This is a genomic window from Gordonia sp. 11cp (assembly GCF_057767225.1).
Genome location: NZ_CM173437.1, coordinates 3,010,102 through 3,028,204, shown reverse-complemented (window position 1 = coordinate 3,028,204; position 18,103 = coordinate 3,010,102). Strand labels below are relative to the sequence as shown.

Here is an 18,103-nt window from a genome sequence, read left to right as displayed (position 1 = left end):
ACACCATGTCGTTTGCGCTCGGGCCGGTGGATCGGCGGACCGTGCTCCGCGGGGGCTGTGGCCTGGGTGCGCTGATTCTCCTGTCCGCCTGCGGAACCGAGCGCGGCGCGCCGGTCCGGCTCGCGGCGGGAGAGTCCGGGGGTTTCTTCTGGGAGTTCGCCGGCCTCCTCGCGGCGGCGGCCGACCGATCCGGCGCGCCGCCGGTCCACCCTCGGCAGTCCGGCGGCTCCGCCGAGAACCTCGATGCGCTGGCGGACGGTTCCGCGGAACTCGCCCTCAGCCTCAGCGACACGGCCGTCGAGCGCGCCGATCCACGGCTCACCGCCCTCGGGTGCGTGTACGAGAACTACTTCCAGGTGGCGGTCCGCGCCGATGCACCCATCGCGACGGTCGCCGACCTGCGCGGGCGGGTGGTGAGTGTCGGAGCGCCCGGTTCCGGCGCCGCGGGACTCTCCGAGCGGGTTCTCGCCGCGGCCGGTCTCGCACCCACCCGCGACATCCGGCCGGTCCGGCAGACGATGCGCGATGCCGGCGCCGCGCTCGCCTCGGGAGCGGTCGATGCCGTCATGTGGGCGGGCGGTCTGCCGACCCCGGCCTTCACCGACCCGCGCGTACCGATCGCCCTGCTCGATCTCGGCGGCGTGGTGGCGGACCTGCGACGACGGTTCGGACCCGCGTACGAGCCCGTGCGCATCCCGGCCGACATCTACGGCCGGCATCCGGCGGTCACCACCGTCGGGGTCGCCAACCTCCTGCTCGCGCGCCGGGACGTGCCGGACGCGACCGCCGCGGCGATCGTCGACCTGCTGCTCGACGAGTCCGCGCACCTCGTGCCGGCTCAGGCGATCGGCAGTCAGTTCCTCGACGCACAATCGTTGATTCTCACCGGATCCGTCCCCCTGCACCCCGGTGCCGCGGCAGAGTACCGCCGTCGGCACGGCTGAGCCGCCGGCCTGTTCACACACTAGGGTGAGCGCATGAAGCAGGTGGCATCCCGTCGCGCCGAGTTCGTTGCCGGATTGTTCGTGGTCACGCTGATCGCCGCCGGTTGCGGCACCTCGGACACCGACGACTCGTCCTCCAGCGCGTCGGCGACAACGGTTGTCGCCGAGAATGCCACGCCCACCGAGACGACGGTGATGGGTGAGGACGACGTCGAGGTGACCCTCACCGGTCCGCTCGCCGTCAAGTACGGCTCGGCGACAGAGGCACAGCGGGCAGCCCTGGGCAAGCCGCTGACCGGGGATCGCAACGCCGGAACCCGCGAGAGTGGCGTTGTGTACCAACAGTTTCGCGGCGGAGTGATCATCGCGAAGAACAGCAACCCCACAACACCTGGGTACATCGTCACCTCCGGCAAGATCCGGGACGCATGGAACACCGAGCGCGCACCGGACGGCACACCGCTACTCACCGGCACCAACGGCTCGGCCGGGCCTCTCGGCGTGCCCACGAGCGACGTGACAGTCGACGGTGACCTCGAGGTGGTGACCTTCGAACACGGCGAGATCTCCGAGAACACGACGACCGGTGAGGTGACCGTCACGGTCAACGGCAAGACCGTGCCCTCAGGCCTGAAGTAAACCCTGCCCGACACTGGCACTCACGCCGCCGCGTCCAACCGGGTCCCGGCGAGAACTGTTGCGTTCCTTCCATTCCCATACCGCGTAGAGCACCTCGGTGGTGTACCCCAGATCCATCCGACCCCCACCGACCGGGACCGTCGCCTCCACACCGACCCGCCAATCGGGCCGCCACCCAGCGGGTCTCACCGTCGGCGGAGCAACCGCGATCTCGACCCCGCCGGGGCCGTGAAACGTGAACCGTTGCTGACCGTGCGCAGTGATCGAGAACTCACCCCGATGCAACGACCGATGACACGACCCGCACAACAAGATCAAATTGTCCGGATCCGTCCGCCCACCCACCGACCACCACCGCACATGATGAGCATGCAGATGACGCGTCCGACCACACCCCGGCATCTGACAACGCCGATCCCGCACAAACAACGCCCGCACCAACGCCTTGTTCGGCGTCCGCCGACGACGCCCCACACCCAACAACGCAAGCTTCCCCGGCTGCCCGGGAACCCTGCGACTGACCACATCTCGAGTCGACGCACCGCACCGAGCCTCGGCCACCTCGACCTCAGACAACGCCGGACCATCATCGAGATGAGCCTGCTCCACCCCCTCACCGGCATGAATGAGGATCTCCGCACCCGGCGCGACATCAGGCATCGCGATCCCGTCATGCACCATGTCGGCCATCGCCACCACCGCCGGCGCCACATCCGACGGCACCTGCCGCCACAGATCCCGACGCCGCGACGGAACCACCTCCAATTCGCCGTCACCCGACTCCGGTTCGGTGTTCCGCGGAACACTCTGGGCGGTGGGTAGATCCGCATCGCCGCAGGTCCGGGTGCGTTCATACTCCGCGCGCACCGCACCCGCCAGGAACCGCGCCCCATCCAACGGACTCAACCTCAACGACACCGACAACGACCCGTCAGCATTCCACTTCCACCGGCCCGTCGACTCCTTCGGCGGCCGGTTGTCCTCCTCGACGCCACGATCACGATCGATCTGGCCCATCGCCCGCACCGCCCGATCCAACTGACTCGCCGTGCACGACAGAGCGAGATTCACCAACTCCTGCTCACGCTCCGGCGTGGCCACCCGCGTCAACGCGCGCACCTTCGAATACGTCAACCGGCCTTCGCCAAACGCCTTACGGATCACCGGCAATTCTCGTATCGCCTTTGCGACTCTCAGGTACTCATGGGCCGTTCGCGGTGCAATGCCTGCCTTCCACGACAACCAGTGCGCCAGTGAATGAATCCCCAGCCCCCACCACGACTCCCGCTCGTCCAATTCCCCCACCAGTTCAAGGAAATCCGCAGTCAGCGCCGTGATCTGCGCGGCATACCCCAACACCCTCGCCTCGAGAACCTCATCAGACAACGACCCGGGATCCGCATCGTCGAACATCGACGCAAAGTCCCCGATCGAACGAAAAGCACTGACCCCCACAGCAACCCCCAGATCCGAACGAAAGGAACAGGAGAAAGGTATCGCCCAGCACCGACAATCCTTAGGCCTCAACCCGAGGTCACGAGTGTTCCGCGGAACACTACGGTGCCGGCGCCAAGCTCCCCTGCCGAGCGACTTTCGGTTCGATGACCTCGGTCGCGTAGTTCTTCCCCCACTCGTTGAGCGCCGACACGAACGGGCCCAGCGCCTGCCCCTGGTCGGTGAGCGAGTACTCGACCCTGGGCGGGACCTCCGGGAAGGCGGTGCGCTGCACGATGCCGTCGCTTTCGAGTTCACGAAGCTGGCGGGTGAGCACTCGGGGCGTCACCGGACCGACCGCCCGCCCCAGAGCGCCGTACCTCATCGGCCCCTCGAGGAGGTTCTTGACGATGGTCATCTTCCAGGAGCCGCCGAGAACGGCGACGCTCACTTCGACCGGACACACCTCGTAGGCACGTCGAACCGGGTCCCGCAGGGTGGGCTCGCCCTCACTGTCCATCGTTGACCTCCCGCCGGGGCTCTTTTCGTGGACATTCTCGTCCATATGGACAATATTGTGCATACTACCGTCGATGCACGTAGTGCGTTAGACAGAAGTCATGCACAGTTCCGTCGATCGACGCGAGAGCGCTTCTGCAGACCGCGACTTCGCACGTTTCACGTCCCCGACAATCCGGGCGTGGCTGGGCTCGATCGCGGTCCTGGCGACGCCGGCGACCGCAGCCCTTTACGACCTGGGCACTGTGCCCGGGTGGGTCGGGACGGGCTGCGCCGGAGCGGTCCTGACGCTCACCCATCTCGGGCTGCAGTGCCAGGCCGCGATACTCGTCTTGCGGGACGGTCGATGGCTCCCGGCCGTGCTGGCCGCGGCAGTCTGCGCCGCGACGCTGACCGCGCTCTATCTGATGGCGTTCCACCACGCCGCGGGGTGGTATCTGCTGCTCATCGGTGTGGTGGCGGTGGCCGCGTACGCCGCCACCGTCGGCCCGCGCGCATGAGGCTTCCCCGTGGCAATCCGTATCGCGTACGGCGCCGAACGTCATACCGAGAGACACACCGAAGGCACCGGCGAAGCCAACTGCCGTAGCCGCACAGGCGAATCTCGATGCGCTGCCATCTCACCGATGGGCGATGTCGAGCGGACAGGGAGCGCTACATGAAGGCAGACAGGTTCGAACCGGTGGTCGTCGACGATGACCACGACGCCTCCTCAGCAGGTCGCGCACTGGCGGTGATCTCCACGAAGCGCGATCAGCTCGTCATCCTGACCGCTCACGGCAGCATCGATCTGCTCACCGTTCCGCGGTTGGGCGCAGCTGTTCTGGAAGCGGTGAGCGAGCAACCCCGCGGACTGATCATCGATCTCACCGCCACCGATTTCCTCGCATCCTCCGGCATCGCTGCGCTCCTCGCCGCGCGCGCGGCCATCACCCCGAGGGGCCGGTTCGGCGTCGTCGCCGAACATCCCGCGGTTACGCGGCCCTTGCGGCTGTCCGGGCTCGATCAGACACTCGGACTCCACCCCTCGATGGCGGACGCCTTCACGGCGATGACCCAGGACTGACAAGGCGTCGCGCTCATTCCTCACTCAAGAACTGCACGATCACCGCATTCACCGCCTGAGGCGCCTCGATCGGGATGAGGTGCGTCCCGGGGATCACGGCCAACCGGGCTCCCGGTATGGCGGCGGCGACGTCGCGGCTGTGCTCGAGAGTCACCTCGTCTCGATCTCCCTGCATCACCAGCGTCGGTGCGGTGATCGCCGCCAGATCGCCGAGATCGATCTCGGGCTCGGAGTTGATCATCGCCATCGTCTTGTCGAACACGACCTGGAAATGGTCCGCCCCGTCCGGGGATTCGGACGCGTACTCCGCCGCGAAGAAACCCATCAGCTCGTCGTCGGCGGTGTCGAGTGCATCGAGAATGCCACCGACGGCACGCCCTGAACTGTTGTAATACTGACCGATCAGGACCAGATGACGGACCAGATCGGGCCGGCGCAGCGCCACCAGCACGCCGACGACCGCACCATCACTCCACCCGACGATCTCGGCGGGGCCGCCGACGACCTCGTCAAGGTACGCGATCGTCTCCTCGGCCATGTCCGCATAGTGGAACTCGTCCATCACGTCCGGGCTGTGGCCATGGCCGTGCCGCTCCGGAGAGAACACCTTCCACCCCGCCTCGACGAGGGCAGGCACCTGCCCGCCCCACGACGACGCGCCGGAGAAAGCACCGTGCAGCAGGACGACGGGTCGGCCGTCCCCCTGGATCTCATGCCAGACACGGGTTTTCCGTTGTGGATGACTGATGGTCGTGTACTCGCGAATCGGAGAGGTCACCCGGTCAGAGTACGGGCACATCCGGTGCGCCACCGATGAGAAACCGGCGTCGGGCGGGTCAGCCCCGATGAGTGCTCACACCACGAGAGGGAGTCCCATGCCCACCGACACCACCCAGTCGCGATCGATATCGGCGGCCGCCGATCACTTACTCGCGATGACCGCCACGATCGCCGACACCGATCTGGACCGCCCGACACCATGTCCCGGCATGGACCTCGCCGCGCTGCTGACCCATGTCGACGGCCTGTCGCAGGCGTTCGCGGCCGCGGCGCGCAAGGACTTCGGCCCGTTGACCTCCACGCCGCCGGATCCGGCCCAAAACCAAAGCCACCTGCCGGCGGAGTGGCGAGACGACCTGCGCCATCACGTGCACGACCTCGCGAAGTCATGGGACGACCCGGACGCCTGGGAGGGCATGACCCAGGCCGGCGGCGTCGAATTGCCCGCCGAGATCATGGGACGGGTCGCCCTGTCGGAACTGGTGCTGCACGGCTGGGACATCGCACGTGCCATGGGCATCCCGTTCGACATCTCCGACGACATCCTCCAGGTCGTCTTCGACTTCCATTACCCACCCCAGCCCCAGGAAGAGCGCGACGGCATGTTCGGACCGGTGGTCGAGGTACCCGACGACGCACCCCTCGCCGATCGGCTCGCCGGTCTGGCCGGCCGGGATCCGCGGTGGCCGCAGAAAACTCTCCAGCGCTAGCGGTTGAACGGCCAGCCGGTGATCTTCTTCTCCCGCGGGGGCGCGTAGGTCCTCACCTTCGACGTCGAGAGTCCCATCCGGACAAGCCCTTCGGCGATGGTGACGGCCGACCGGACGCCGTCGACGATCGGGACCCCGGTCGCCTCGCGAACCTGCTCCTCGAGCTCTGCCATCCCGCCACACCCGAGGCAGATCACCTCGGCGTGGTCGTCGACGACGGCACGGGTGGACTGTTCCACGATCGCCTTGACCGCCCTGTCGGGGTCCGACTCGAGTTCCAGCACACCGAGTCCCGACGCCCGGACCGAGGCGCAGCGCTGGTCGAGGCCGGCGAGCTTGAGCCGGTCCTCGATGAGCGGGACCGTCCGGTCCAGCGTCGTCACGACCGAGAACCGGTGTCCCAGGTACATCGCCGTCGACGCCGCGGCTTCGGTGATGTCGACGACGGGGACCTCGAGGAGTTCCTGTAGTCCTTCCCGCCCGTGTTCGCCGTAACCCGCCTGGATCACGGCGTCATACGGGTCGGGATACGCGAGGACCGCGTCCATCACGGCGAGGGCGGCGAGGTAGGACTCGAAGTTGCCCTCGCACGAGTCGGCGCCGAAACGCGGTGTGATGCCGACGATCTCGGTCCCCGGCGAGGCGACCGAACGCGCCGAGTCGGCAATGGCCTCGGTCATCGACACGGTGGTGTTGACGTTGGCGACGAGGATGCGCACGGTGATGTCCTCCTTCAGCGATCAGTGGGTGCTGGCGACGGAGATCGGCTCCCCCGACACCTCGGCGAACGGTCCACGACGGTCGGCGACCGCCAGGTAGACGACCGCGCCGAGACCGGCGCCGATGAACCAGGAGAACTCCGAGACCACCTCGAAGGCCGGAACAAAGGCCATCACCAGGGCGATGGCGGCGGTCGGTACCAGTGCGGCGATCGCCCGCGGGTTCACACCGTTGCGGTAATGGTAGGCGCCGTCCGGCGCTTCGGTGAACAACGCGGGCACGTCGATCCGCGAGCGGCGGACGAGCCAGTAGTCGGCCATCACGATGCCGAACAGCGGGCCGAGCAGCGCTCCGAGTCCGCCGAGGAAGTAGTTGATCACCGCGGGCGAGTTGTAGAGGTTCCACGGCAGGATGACCAGTCCGATGATCGCGGCGACAAGCGCTGCGCGCCGGAAGTCGAGATGACGCGGGAACAGATTGGACAGCGCGTAGATCGGCGCGACGAAGTTGGCCATGAGGTTCACCGCGACGGTGAGGATCAGCAGGGCCAGGCAGGCCAGCACCAAGAGGAAGGTGTTGGGGACGGTCTGGACGATGTCCGACGGCGACTCGATGACCGTGCCGTTGATCCGGAACTGCGCACCGGCCAGGACGATCACGATCCCGCCGAAGAGCAGCATGTTGAGCGGGATACCCCAGAAGTTGCCGCGCACGATGGCTTTTCGCGATTCCGCGTTGCGCGTGAAGTCGCAGAAGTTGAGGACGAAGGTGCCGTAGATCGCGACCCAGAGGCTGGCTCCGCCGATGATCTGGAGCCACATGTCCACACCGGTCAGTGAGTCGGGCGTCGACCACGCGATGGTCCAGTCGGCGTTGCCGAGCATCCAGATGGCCAGCGCCACCATCGTGATCAGGATGACCGGGCCGGCGAAGGCCTCGTAGCGACGGATCATCTCCATGCCGTAGCTGACGATGATCACCTGGATCACCCACAGCGACACGAAGGAGATCCAGCCCAGGGTCGAGAGCCCGAGGAAGCGGTTGGTGTCCAGGTCGGCGGCCCCCGGGAACAGTGCGACGAGCATGATCCGGAGCACGACGGACGCGAGGTAGGTCTGGATGCCGAACCATGCGATCGCCACACCGCCACGGATGAGGGCGGGGATCTGGGCTCCCCGGATGCCGAACGAGATGCGGCTCATGACCGGGAAGGGCACGCCGGTCTTCTCGCCCATGAACCCGGAGAGATTCAGCAGCAGGAAGAGGAAGACGCCGCCCAGCACGAGCGCCGTCAGGATCTGCCACCCACCGAGCCCGAGCGCGAAGAGTCCGATGGCGAAGGCGTAGTTGCCGAGACTGTGGACGTCGTTGGCCCACAGGGTGAAGATGTTGTAGCTGCTCCAGCGACGGCCGACGCGGCTCGTGGGCGCCAGGTCGTCGTTGTAGAGCTTCGGGCTCAACCCGTCCGGGACGGCTCCGGTGGCACCGGAGGCGTTCTCACCGACGGGAATTGTGTGCTGCTCAGTGCTCATCTCTGCACTTTCGGTCGGACGGTCGACGATGACCGCGCTCCTACACTCGCGGAGTTCCGTAATGTGGAATGAAGATTCCGCGTTTGAGACAGTTAGCCTGACGATCGAGGGCGTTGTCAATAGCACGACACCGCGCTACTCGCGAGTTGAGTTCCGAAATCACAGCAGTTCATTCCATGATGAGGAATAACCTGGGTTAGGCTCTGGATCGACCCAGGATACGGCGACCAGCAAGGAGTCCCGCCCCATGACCGCAGCACCCGATGCCCCGGCCCCCTTCTCAGACACACCGTTCGACCTGGTCGTGCGGGGTGAGCAGACGCTGACCACGGCCGGCATCGTGGCCCGCGAGATCGGGATCCGCGACGGTCGGGTGGTCGCCATCGAGCCGCTCGGAAGCGGACTCGTGGGCACCGAGATCGTCGAGCTGGCCGACGATCAGGTGATGATCCCCGGGCTGGTGGACACGCACGTGCACGTCAACGAGCCCGGCCGCACCGAGTGGGAGGGTTTCGACTCGGCCACCCGCGCGGCCGCCGCCGGCGGCGTCACCACTCTCATCGACATGCCGCTCAACTCGATCCCGCCGACGGTCAACGTCGACGCCCTGGCCGAGAAGCGCGCTGCCGCGCAGGGGAAGACCCACATCGACGTCGGCTTCTGGGGTGGGGCCATCCCCGGCAACGAGAAAGACCTGCGCGGCCTGCACGACGCGGGTGTGTTCGGGTTCAAGTGCTTCCTGCTGCACTCCGGAGTGGACGAGTTCCCGCACCTGACGGCCGACGAGATGGAAGCCGACATGGCCACGCTCGCCGAGTTCGACTCGCTGATGATCGTCCACGCCGAGGATTCCCGGGCCATCGACAAGGCACCGTCACCCGAAGGTGACGAGTACCAGCGATTCCTCGCATCGCGGCCGCGCGGCGCCGAGAATCTCGCGATCGCCGAAGTGATCGAGCGCGCACGCTGGACCGGGGTCCGCGCCCACGTGCTCCACCTGTCGTCCTCGGATGCCCTGCCGATGCTGGCCAGCGCGAAGCGCGACGGTGTGAAGATCACCGTCGAGACCTGCCCGCACTACCTGACCCTGCTCGCCGAGGAGGTGCCCAACGGCGCGACGGCCTTCAAGTGCTGCCCGCCGATCCGCGAGGCCGGCAACCGCGAACTGCTGTGGGAGGGACTGCTCGACGGCACGATCGACTGCATCGTCTCCGACCACTCGCCGTCGACCGTCGATCTCAAGGATCCCGAGAACGGCGACTTCGGGGTCGCGTGGGGTGGAGTGGCGTCGTTGCAGCTCGGACTGTCGCTCATCTGGTCGGAGGCCAAGAAGCGCGGCATCGACCTGCCGCAGGTGATCGAGTGGATGGCGTCGCGGCCAGCGGATCTCGCCGGTTTGCCGACCAAGGGTCGCATCGCTCTCGGGTGCGACGCCGACTTCGCGATCTTCGAGCCGGAGTCCGCGCAGATCGTCGACGTCAACCGGCTCCACCACAAGAACCCGGTCAGCCCGTACGACGGTCGGGCACTCGCCGGTGTGGTCAAGGGAACCTGGGTGCGCGGTCAGAAGGTGGACTTCGAGACCGCCCGCGGGCGGATGCTCCGCCGCGGCGACGTCTGACCTCCCCCCTGCTGCCTGAGCCCCGGTCCCCGCTGCCTGAGCCCCGTCGAAGGCCGCCGGTAAGCTCGATCGAATGAGTTCGGATGACCAGCACACCGGCCTGGCCGATGAGTTGGCCGCGCGTTCCGACGACGCGCTGACCGAGCTCCTCCTCGAACGCCCCGACCTCGCCTCGCCGACGCCGTCGGGCACCCGCGTGCTCGCCCAGCGGGCGTTGTCGGCGGCGTCGCTGTCCCTGGCGGGCGAGGACCTCGACGTTCTCGCGGTCGCGGTGCTCGAGGAGATCATCGCCCGCCACAGCCGCAGTACCGGGAAGGCCAGACGCCCGTCGGTCGCCACAGTGGTCAAGGCCTTGTCCGGCCGGGCCGACGCCGACGCTGTGCGGGCGCGGATCGATGTCCTCCGGCGCCGCGCGATTCTCTGGGGTGAGGACTCATCCCTGTGCGCGGGCGAGCACGTCGCATCCGCGATGCCCTGGAAAGGCAGGCATCTCACCGGACCTCTCGTCGGCCGTTCCGGCGAGGAGATCGCCGAGATGATCGCCGGTCTCGACGAGCGTCCGCTCGGCCTGCTGCAGACCCTCGCACGCGGACCGGCCCTCGGCCGGAGTCGCGACGCGGCACCCGACGCCGACCCGGAGTCCCCGGTCGCGCGCCTCATCTCGTCGGGACTGCTGGCCCGCGTCGACGACCAGACGGTCGAGCTTCCGCCGATGGTGGGCGCCGTCCTCCGTGACGAACCCGCTTGGCGCACCGATGTTCTCACGCCACCGCCGCTGCACGATCCCGGTGCGAAGCCGCGTTTCGGGGCCAAGGCGGTCGACGCTGCGGCCGGCGGCGAGGCACTCGAGCTCATCCGTCACCTCACCCAGCTGATCACGATCCTCGGGGCGACGCCGGCGGCGGTGCTGCGTTCCGGCGCTCTCGGCGTCCGCGAGTTGCGACGCCTGGCGAAGCTGACCGGTCTCGAGACGCAGCGGGTCGCGTTCCTGATCGAACTCGCCGCCTACCTGCGGCTCATCGACGCGGGCTTCCCGGAACCCGCGCCGCCCAACGATTCCGGTGAGCAGTCGTTCGCGCCCACCTCCACCGCCGACACCTGGCTGCACCAGCCGCGGGAGCGTCAATGGCTCGCACTGGCCGATGCGTGGATGCACATGCCGCGCCGAGCCTGGCAGGTCGGCGAACCCGATCGGGACGGCAACGCGCTGCCCACCCTGGCCGCCGACCTGCACGACGCCTACGCGCCGGTGCAGCGGCAGCTGATCCTGTCCACACTCGCCCACGCGGGCGCCGCGGTGGGGGTGCCGGCCGACACCGTCCTCGCCAACCTCCACTGGCACCGGCCCCGCCAGATCCGCCGTTTCAGTCGCCGCGTCGTCGGCGAAACACTGCGTGAGGCAAGGGAGTTGGGCCTTGTCGCGCACGATGCCCTGACCACGGTCGGCCGCGCGTACACCGTCGAGGAATCGCCGGACTCCGATCCCGCCGACGTCGATGCCGCGGTACTCGCCGCGATGCGCAAGGCTCTGCCCGAGCCGGTGGACCACTTCCTGACGCAGGCCGACCTGACGTTGACCGTCCCCGGCCCGATGACGTCGGAACTCGCCGAGCAGGTCGAGCTCGTCGCCGACCTCGAGTCCGGCGGTGCGGCGTCGGTCTACCGGGTCTCGCCGGAGAGCGTGCGCCGGGCCCTGGACGCGGGCCGCAGCAGCAACGAACTGCTGTCGATGTTCACGACGCACTCGAGAACCCCGGTGCCACAGTCGCTCACGTATCTCATCGAGGACGTCGCCCGCAGACACGGCCAGTTGCGCGTGGGCGTGGCGTCGGCGTTCATCCGTTGCGAGGATCCGACGGTGCTGGCCGCGGTGTTGCGCAGTGCGGCCGCCGAGCCGCTCGCACTACGCGCACTGGCGCCGACGGTGGCGGTCTCACCGTCGGAGGTCCGCGACGTCATCGACCAGTTGCGGGCGGCGGGATTCGCTCCGGCAGGCGAGGATTCGTCGGGCGCCCTGGTCGATCTGCGCGAGCGGGGCAGCCGGGTCACGGTGTCGCGGGCGCGGCGGCAGAGCCAACCGCGACGCAACGCGCCGTCGGAGGCGCAGCTGCGGTCGGTGGTCACCCGCATCCGCTCGACCGACCGCGCGGCGGCGGCGACCCCGGTTCGCGGCGCGGCCTCGACGACCCCGGTCCGGGCCACGGGCGGGGGCGAATCCGCCACCGCGCTCATCCAGCTCGCCCTCCGCGCCAACCGCAGGCTGCGCGTGGGGTACGTCGACGCGCAGGGTTCGGCGAGCCGGCACGTGGTGACGCCGAAGATCCTCGGCGCGGGCCAGCTGGTGGCCGTCGAGGAGGGCAGCGACGACGAGCAGCGATTCTCGCTGCACCGGCTCACCAGTGTCGAGCTCCTCGACGCCTGAATCCGGCCGATAGAGACGTACTGTGACAGACGTCTCATCCTTGGTAAGCTCGGGTATGACCGCGGCACGCGACCTCCCCGCAGGTGACCATCTCGACGGCTCTGTCGCCGACACCTATCAGCACGACTTCGTCGCCCGGATGAAACCCTCGCGCAAACGTCCCCGGGTGACGCGACCGGCCGATCTGGTCACCGCCATCGGGCCCTCGCTCGCCGGCGCCAACGTGATCATGCAGCTGGCCAACCCGAAGGTCGGTTACGGCGTCCACGAGAGCCGGGTACCGTCGGGCAACGCGATCAAGCGGCCCATCAAACGCGGGCGGACCACCGGGACGTTCCTCGCCGTCGCACTGATGGGCACCGACGACGACAAGGCCTACATCCACGACGCCGTCGGTCGCGTCCACGACCAGGTGTACTCGACCGCGACGAGTCCCGTGCGCTACAGCGGGAACGACTCGCGTCTGCAGCTGTGGGTCGCGGTGTGCCTGCTCAAATACTTCATCGACCAGTACGAACTGCTCTACGGCCCCTTGAGTGCCGAGGAGAAGGAGATGGTGCTGACCCAGGCGCACCCGCTGGGCACCGCACTCAACGTGCCCCGCGAGAGGTGGCCGGCGACCTACGACGACCTCCTCGTCTACTGGAACGCCGAACTGGCCTCGCTGCGGATCGACGACCCGGTCCGGGACGAGCTGCGCAGCCTCGCCGACCTGTCGTTCCTGGAGTACCGCGTGGGCCCGCTCGGCACGCTCGCGCACATCACGCTCGGATCGTCGCTCGCCTACGCGATCAAGGCCGGTCTCCCGCCGGAGTTCCGCGAGATGATGCGGTGGCGGTGGACCGAACGCGACGAGCGCCGGTACCAGCGGGCGCTCGCCGGATTCCGTCTCGTGGACCCCCTGGTGGCGCCCGTGCTGCGCGGGATCTTCCGGCTCAACCTGGTGGACCTGCGGGTTCGACGCAAGCTCGGAATCCCCGTGTTCTGACCCACATCGTGCCCCGTCGCTGACAACCGTCGGTGCTTTCTGGACAATGGACCGGGTGACCGACGGACCCCTGATCGTGCAATCCGACAAGACGCTGCTGCTCGAGGTGGATCACCCCGACGCCGCGGCGGCGCGCGCGGCGATCGCACCCTTTGCCGAACTCGAACGTGCCCCCGAGCACGTCCACACCTACCGGGTCACCCCGCTCGCGCTGTGGAACGCCCGCGCCGCAGGTCACGACGCCGAACAGGTCGTCGACGCCCTCGTGACGTACTCGCGCTACGCGGTGCCCCAGCCGCTGCTGATGGACGTCGTGGACACCATGGGGCGGTTCGGCCGGCTCCAGCTGGTGAAGCACCCGGCGCACGGCCTCACCCTCGTCAGCTTCGACCAGGCTGTCCTCATCGAGGTGATGCGCAACAAGAAGGTGGCACCGATGCTGGGCGCGCGCATCGACGACGACACCGTCATCGTGCATCCGTCGGAGCGTGGTCGCCTCAAGCAGGTGCTGCTGAAGGTGGGGTGGCCCGCCGAGGACCTGGCCGGGTACGTCGACGGCGAGGCGCACGCCATCGAGCTCGCCCAGGACGACTGGCAGCTGCGCGATTACCAGGAGATGGCTGCCGACTCGTTCTGGGCCGGCGGCTCCGGCGTGGTGGTTCTCCCCTGCGGGGCGGGCAAGACGATGGTCGGCGCGGCGGCGATGGCCAAGGCCGGCGCGACGACGCTGATCCTGGTGACCAACACGGTCGCGGGCCGTCAGTGGAAACGCGAACTCATCGCGCGGACGACGCTCACCGAGGAAGAGATCGGCGAGTACTCGGGCGAGCGCAAGGAAATCCGACCGGTCACGATCGCGACGTATCAGGTGATGACGCGGAAGTCGAAGGGCGAGTACCGCAATCTCGACCTGTTCGATTCGCGCGACTGGGGCCTGATCATCTACGACGAGGTCCACCTGCTCCCCGCTCCCGTCTTCCGGATGACGGCCGACCTGCAGTCGCGCCGTCGACTCGGTCTCACCGCGACCCTGGTCCGCGAGGACGGCCGCGAGGGCGACGTCTTCAGCCTCATCGGCCCCAAGCGCTACGACGCACCGTGGAAGGACATCGAGGCGCAGGGCTGGATCGCCCCGGCCGACTGCGTCGAGGTGCGCGTGACCCTGACCGACGAGGAGCGTCTGCAGTACGCGGTCGCCGAGCCCGAGGAGAAGTACAAGCTCTGCTCGACGGCACACACCAAGGTCAATGTGGTCAAGGCGATCCTCGACAAGCACCAGGGCCAGCAGACTCTGATCATCGGTGCCTACATCGATCAGCTGGAAGAGCTCGGTCGCGAGCTCGACTCTCCGGTCATCCAGGGTTCGACCAAGAACAAGGAACGCGAAGTGCTGTTCGACCGGTTCCGTTCCGGCGAGTTGCAGACCCTCGTGGTCTCGAAGGTGGCGAACTTCTCCATCGACCTCCCCGAGGCGTCGGTCGCGGTGCAGGTGTCGGGGACCTTCGGCTCACGTCAGGAAGAGGCACAGCGCCTCGGCCGGCTGCTGCGTCCGAAACGCGATGGCGGACAGGCGCACTTCTACTCCGTGGTCTCCCGCGACACCCTCGACGCCGACTACGCGGCCCACCGCCAGCGGTTCCTCGCCGAGCAGGGTTACGCCTACCGCATCACCGACGCCGACGACCTCCTCGGCCCGACGATCGGTGACACGACGTCCGCGGACTGAGCCCCCCCGCTCCTCACGTCTCGACGAGGCAGTACCCGATCGACTCCGGCTCGTAGAAGACCCATTTGGTCTCGTCGCCGGAGCAGGTCACCGAGGCGTCCGAGCGCGTGGTGACACGGGCGAGGACCGTCTGCGCCGTCGCGGCGCTCGCGCACGGGGCTTCCCGATAGTCGGCGAGGGAACCACCCGAGAGCGGCACCAGATAACAGAGGTCCTCGTAGAAATTCGGTGTGAGACAGAGCTTGTCGGTGCTGTCCGGGAAGGTGAGCGTCGAATTCTGCGGGCTCGCGCACGACGTCGACGAGGCGATCTTCGACGCGGTGTAGAAGTTGAGACCGGCTGAATCGCAGTCGACCTTCGAGGCGTTCACACTCGTCGCGGACCCGGAATCGGTGGCGATGCCGATGCATTCGCCGACCTGCACGTCGCCTGGCCCGTTGACCGCCGAGGTCGAGGTGTCGGGCGTGCGGGGCGCCGAGGTGCCCGCAGCGGAGGTGGTGGTCTCCGGCCCGGCGGCCGTGGTGGATCGCGACGTCGAGGTGCCGCCCGCGGACGGCGCACTCGACACCTGCGTCGCGACGTACACGACCCCGGCGGCGATCGCGAGGACGAGGATCGCCGCGAGCGAGCCCAGGGCGATCAGCAGCCCGGACCGCTTCTTCGGCGGGGGCGGCGCGAAGCCGGCCTGCGAGGGATACCCGCCGGGATACGCACCGGGCGGCGGGAGATGGTTCGAATACGGTTGCGGTCCAGGTGGATGGCTCGCCGGCGGTCCCGGAACCGGCACAGGCGGTGGCACGCGCGCCGGTGCACGCACCGTCGGCTCCTTGGACAGCTGCGGTGCCGTGAGCGCGCGTTCGAGGTCCGCGGCGAACTCGCGGCAGGACCCGTAGCGGCGGTCGGGCTCCTTCGCGAGCGCGCGACCGAACACCGCGTCGACGCTGCCCGAGATGCCCGGGCGCAGGGTCGACGGGCGCGGCGGCATCGACTGCAGGTGATGGGCGATGATCGACGCGGTGCTCGCACCCTGGAACGGCGGCCGGCCGGTCAGCAGTTCGAAGACGGTGGCGGCGAGGGCGTACTGGTCCGCCCGCGGGTCCACCGGATCGCCGAGCAACTGCTCGGGGGCCGCGTAGGCGACGGTGCCGAGGAAGACGTTGGTCGAGGTGAGGTGGCTGACGTCCTGTTCGGATTTGGCGATCCCGAAGTCCGCGAGCAACACTCGCGGCTCCGGGCCACCCACGCCCTGGAGCAGGATGTTGGCCGGTTTGACGTCGCGATGCAGGAGTCCGGTCGCGTGCGCGCGGTCCAGCGCCGCGCCGACGGCACGCACGATGGCGATCACCGTCGGGGTGTCGAGCCCCTGCGGGTTCTGCCCAAGCAACTTGAGTGCATCGATGCCGTCGATGTACTCCATCGCGATCCACAGGTGGCCGTCGTACTCGCCGGAGTTGAAGATCGTCACGATCGCCGGGTGCACGACACTCGAGGCGTGCTCGGCTTCTTTGACGAAGCGCTGCCGGTACATCGGGTCACGGCTGAGATCGGCGGGCAGGACTTTGAGCGCCTCGTTACGCGGCAGATGCGGGTGTCTCGCGAGATAGATCTCGCCCATCCCGCCGCGGCCGACGAGTCGGATGATGGTGTAGCCGGCGAAGTGCTCGCCGGGATTGCGCGGCATCGCTCCTCCTCATCCGTCGGCGACTGGGGTCAGTCTGTCACTCCGGCAGCACCCACCGCGACCCCGTCGAACCCGCAGTTCGGGACAGGTCCGGTGTCCTCGCAGAGTGCACCTGTGCCACTGTGGGATCCATGTCATTCGAGGACAGGACAACCCGCCGCCTGCGTCCGTTCGCCACGACGATCTTCGCCGAGATGTCGGCGCTGGCGGTCGAGCACGACGCCGTGAACCTCGGACAGGGCTTCCCGGACACCGACGGGCCGGCGTCGATGCTCGACGCCGCACGGAAGGCCATCACCGACGGGCGCAATCAGTATCCGCCGGGGATCGGGGTGCCGGAGTTGCGTGACGCCGTCGCGCGGCAGCAACACGACCTGTACGGCCTGGACTACGACCCGGACCGCGAGGTGCTGATCACCGTCGGGGCGACCGAGGCGATCGCGGGCGCCGTCGTCGGGCTGGTGGAACCGGGCGACGAGGTCATCATGATCGAGCCGTACTACGACGCCTACGCCGCCACCGTCGCGATGGCCGGGGGTGTGCGGCGCGTCGTACCGCTGGTCCCCGACGGCGACGGTTTCCGCCTGGACCGCGATCGTCTCGCCGCGGCCTTCGGGCCGAAGACGTCGATGGTACTGGTGAACAGCCCGCACAACCCGACGGGCACCGTCCTGTCGCCCGACGATCTCGCCGAGATCGCCCGGCTGTGCGTCGAACACGACGTGGTTGTCGTCACCGACGAGGTCTACGAACACCTCGTCTTCGACGGGCGGACCCACACCCCGCTGGCGACGCTGCCGGGGATGCGGGAACGCACGCTGCGGATCTCCAGCGCCGCGAAGACCTTCAACTGCACCGGCTGGAAGGTCGGCTGGGTGAGCGGACCGTCCGAACTCGTCGCCGCGGCACGAACGGCCAAGCAGTACATGTCCTACGTCGGCTCCGGACCGTTCCAGCCCGCGGTGGCGCACGCCCTGGACCACGAAATGGGTTGGGTACGCGAGTCCGCGCTGGCACTGCAGGCCAAACGCGACCTGATCTCGACCGCCCTGACCGATGCGGGTTTCGCGGTACACCGGAGCGAGGCAACGTATTTCGTCTGCGCCGACCCACGGCCGCTCGGCGTCGACGACGGCATCGAATTCTGCCGATCGCTACCCGAACGCATCGGCGTCGCCGCGGTGCCGGTGAGTGTGTTCACCGACGACCGCGAGCCCTGGCACCATCTGCCCCGATTCGCCTTCGCCAAACGCGACGACGTGATCGCCGAGGCCGCCGAGCGGCTACGCCGACTCTGACTGCCGCCTGAGGTGCGAGACGC

General features: G+C 68.2%; 16 protein-coding genes. 10 read left to right on the top strand and 6 right to left on the bottom strand.

All coding sequences use genetic code 11. From position 1 onward, the window contains the following. Positions 1–5 precede the first annotated feature (5 nt). Together AC3B6C_RS13535 and AC3B6C_RS13530 are read left to right on the top strand one after the other, a co-directional pair. A complete protein-coding gene (locus tag AC3B6C_RS13535; protein WP_488373122.1) occupies positions 6–944 on the top strand; it encodes a TAXI family TRAP transporter solute-binding subunit in 939 nt (312 codons plus the stop codon). A gap of 33 nt (positions 945–977) precedes the next feature. After that, a complete protein-coding gene (locus AC3B6C_RS13530) occupies positions 978–1,583 on the top strand; it encodes an LGFP repeat-containing protein (protein WP_488373121.1) in 606 nt (201 codons plus the stop codon). Here the strand turns inward: AC3B6C_RS13530 and AC3B6C_RS13525 are convergent. Beyond that, positions 1,569–2,996 (bottom strand): HNH endonuclease, encoded by a 1,428-nt coding sequence (locus AC3B6C_RS13525; protein ID WP_488373120.1) that lies wholly within the window; start codon positions 2,994–2,996, stop codon positions 1,569–1,571. The genes AC3B6C_RS13530 and AC3B6C_RS13525 overlap by 15 nt on opposite strands. 142 nt (positions 2,997–3,138) lie before the next feature. Further along, complete coding sequence (locus tag AC3B6C_RS13520; RefSeq protein ID WP_488373119.1) at positions 3,139–3,537, bottom strand: winged helix-turn-helix transcriptional regulator; 399 nt, start codon at positions 3,535–3,537, stop codon at positions 3,139–3,141. 100 nt (positions 3,538–3,637) lie between these two features. On the opposite strand from AC3B6C_RS13520, the gene AC3B6C_RS13515 reads away from it, so the two are divergent. Both AC3B6C_RS13515 and AC3B6C_RS13510 read left to right on the top strand, forming a co-directional pair. Further along, positions 3,638–4,036, top strand: coding sequence for a hypothetical protein (locus AC3B6C_RS13515; RefSeq protein WP_488373118.1), 399 nt, complete (start codon positions 3,638–3,640; stop codon positions 4,034–4,036). A 158-nt stretch (positions 4,037–4,194) separates the two neighbouring features. After that, positions 4,195–4,602 (top strand): STAS domain-containing protein, encoded by a 408-nt coding sequence (locus AC3B6C_RS13510; RefSeq protein ID WP_488373117.1) that lies wholly within the window; start codon positions 4,195–4,197, stop codon positions 4,600–4,602. A 13-nt stretch (positions 4,603–4,615) separates the two neighbouring features. Here AC3B6C_RS13510 and AC3B6C_RS13505 read toward each other — a convergent pair whose 3' ends face one another. Next, entirely contained in the window at positions 4,616–5,380 is a 765-nt protein-coding gene (locus AC3B6C_RS13505; RefSeq protein ID WP_488373116.1) for an alpha/beta fold hydrolase, read from the bottom strand. 97 nt (positions 5,381–5,477) lie between these two features. Here AC3B6C_RS13505 and AC3B6C_RS13500 point away from each other — a divergent pair, with 97 nt between their 5' ends. Next, positions 5,478–6,092, top strand: a complete 615-nt coding sequence (locus tag AC3B6C_RS13500; RefSeq protein ID WP_488373115.1) for a TIGR03086 family metal-binding protein — start codon at positions 5,478–5,480, stop codon at positions 6,090–6,092. On the opposite strand, the gene AC3B6C_RS13495 is transcribed toward AC3B6C_RS13500, so the two are convergent. Both AC3B6C_RS13495 and AC3B6C_RS13490 read right to left on the bottom strand, forming a co-directional pair. After that, on the bottom strand, positions 6,089–6,811 hold the full coding sequence (locus AC3B6C_RS13495) for an aspartate/glutamate racemase family protein (RefSeq protein WP_488373114.1): 723 nt from the start codon (positions 6,809–6,811) through the stop codon (positions 6,089–6,091). The two genes, AC3B6C_RS13500 and AC3B6C_RS13495, sit on opposite strands and share 4 nt — an antisense overlap. A 21-nt stretch (positions 6,812–6,832) precedes the next feature. Further along, positions 6,833–8,344, bottom strand: coding sequence for an NCS1 family nucleobase:cation symporter-1 (locus AC3B6C_RS13490; protein WP_010844166.1), 1,512 nt, complete (start codon positions 8,342–8,344; stop codon positions 6,833–6,835). Positions 8,345–8,591: 247 nt separating this feature from the next. On the opposite strand from AC3B6C_RS13490, the gene allB reads away from it, so the two are divergent. The 4 genes from allB to AC3B6C_RS13470 all read left to right on the top strand — a co-directional run bounded on the left by allB (position 8,592) and on the right by AC3B6C_RS13470 (position 15,101). Further along, complete coding sequence (gene allB, locus AC3B6C_RS13485; protein WP_488373113.1) at positions 8,592–9,965, top strand: allantoinase AllB; 1,374 nt, start codon at positions 8,592–8,594, stop codon at positions 9,963–9,965. 73 nt (positions 9,966–10,038) lie between these two features. Beyond that, the gene (locus tag AC3B6C_RS13480) at positions 10,039–12,387 is read left to right on the top strand and encodes a helicase-associated domain-containing protein (protein WP_488373112.1); all 2,349 of its coding nucleotides are present in this window, start codon (positions 10,039–10,041) and stop codon (positions 12,385–12,387) included. A gap of 55 nt (positions 12,388–12,442) precedes the next feature. After that, positions 12,443–13,375, top strand: coding sequence for an oxygenase MpaB family protein (locus AC3B6C_RS13475; RefSeq protein ID WP_488373111.1), 933 nt, complete (start codon positions 12,443–12,445; stop codon positions 13,373–13,375). 55 nt (positions 13,376–13,430) lie between these two features. Beyond that, positions 13,431–15,101, top strand: coding sequence for a DNA repair helicase XPB (locus tag AC3B6C_RS13470; RefSeq protein ID WP_014925716.1), 1,671 nt, complete (start codon positions 13,431–13,433; stop codon positions 15,099–15,101). A gap of 13 nt (positions 15,102–15,114) precedes the next feature. Here AC3B6C_RS13470 and AC3B6C_RS13465 read toward each other — a convergent pair whose 3' ends face one another. Then, on the bottom strand, positions 15,115–16,782 hold the full coding sequence (locus AC3B6C_RS13465; RefSeq protein ID WP_488373109.1) for a serine/threonine-protein kinase: 1,668 nt from the start codon (positions 16,780–16,782) through the stop codon (positions 15,115–15,117). A gap of 131 nt (positions 16,783–16,913) precedes the next feature. Between AC3B6C_RS13465 and AC3B6C_RS13460 the strand changes: the two genes are divergently transcribed. Next, the gene (locus AC3B6C_RS13460) at positions 16,914–18,080 is read left to right on the top strand and encodes a pyridoxal phosphate-dependent aminotransferase (RefSeq protein ID WP_488373108.1); all 1,167 of its coding nucleotides are present in this window, start codon (positions 16,914–16,916) and stop codon (positions 18,078–18,080) included. Positions 18,081–18,103: the final 23 nt, after the last annotated feature.

Excerpts from the sequence above, each read along its gene's own strand:
- AC3B6C_RS13475 (WP_488373111.1), top strand. The coding sequence starts at position 12,443 with ATGACCGCGGCACGCGACCTCCCCGCAGGTGACCATCTCGACGGCTCT.
- AC3B6C_RS13535 (WP_488373122.1), top strand. The coding sequence starts at position 6 with ATGTCGTTTGCGCTCGGGCCGGTGGATCGGCGGACCGTGCTCCGCGGG.
- AC3B6C_RS13530 (WP_488373121.1), top strand. The coding sequence starts at position 978 with ATGAAGCAGGTGGCATCCCGTCGCGCCGAGTTCGTTGCCGGATTGTTC.
- allB (WP_488373113.1), top strand. The coding sequence starts at position 8,592 with ATGACCGCAGCACCCGATGCCCCGGCCCCCTTCTCAGACACACCGTTC.
- AC3B6C_RS13460 (WP_488373108.1), top strand. The coding sequence starts at position 16,914 with ATGTCATTCGAGGACAGGACAACCCGCCGCCTGCGTCCGTTCGCCACG.
- AC3B6C_RS13520 (WP_488373119.1), bottom strand. The coding sequence starts at position 3,537 with ATGGACAGTGAGGGCGAGCCCACCCTGCGGGACCCGGTTCGACGTGCC.
- AC3B6C_RS13465 (WP_488373109.1), bottom strand. The coding sequence starts at position 16,782 with ATGCCGCGCAATCCCGGCGAGCACTTCGCCGGCTACACCATCATCCGA.
- AC3B6C_RS13525 (WP_488373120.1), bottom strand. The coding sequence starts at position 2,996 with ATGTTCGACGATGCGGATCCCGGGTCGTTGTCTGATGAGGTTCTCGAG.
- AC3B6C_RS13510 (WP_488373117.1), top strand. The coding sequence starts at position 4,195 with ATGAAGGCAGACAGGTTCGAACCGGTGGTCGTCGACGATGACCACGAC.
- AC3B6C_RS13480 (WP_488373112.1), top strand. The coding sequence starts at position 10,039 with ATGAGTTCGGATGACCAGCACACCGGCCTGGCCGATGAGTTGGCCGCG.
- AC3B6C_RS13500 (WP_488373115.1), top strand. The coding sequence starts at position 5,478 with ATGCCCACCGACACCACCCAGTCGCGATCGATATCGGCGGCCGCCGAT.
- AC3B6C_RS13515 (WP_488373118.1), top strand. The coding sequence starts at position 3,638 with ATGCACAGTTCCGTCGATCGACGCGAGAGCGCTTCTGCAGACCGCGAC.
- AC3B6C_RS13490 (WP_010844166.1), bottom strand. The coding sequence starts at position 8,344 with ATGAGCACTGAGCAGCACACAATTCCCGTCGGTGAGAACGCCTCCGGT.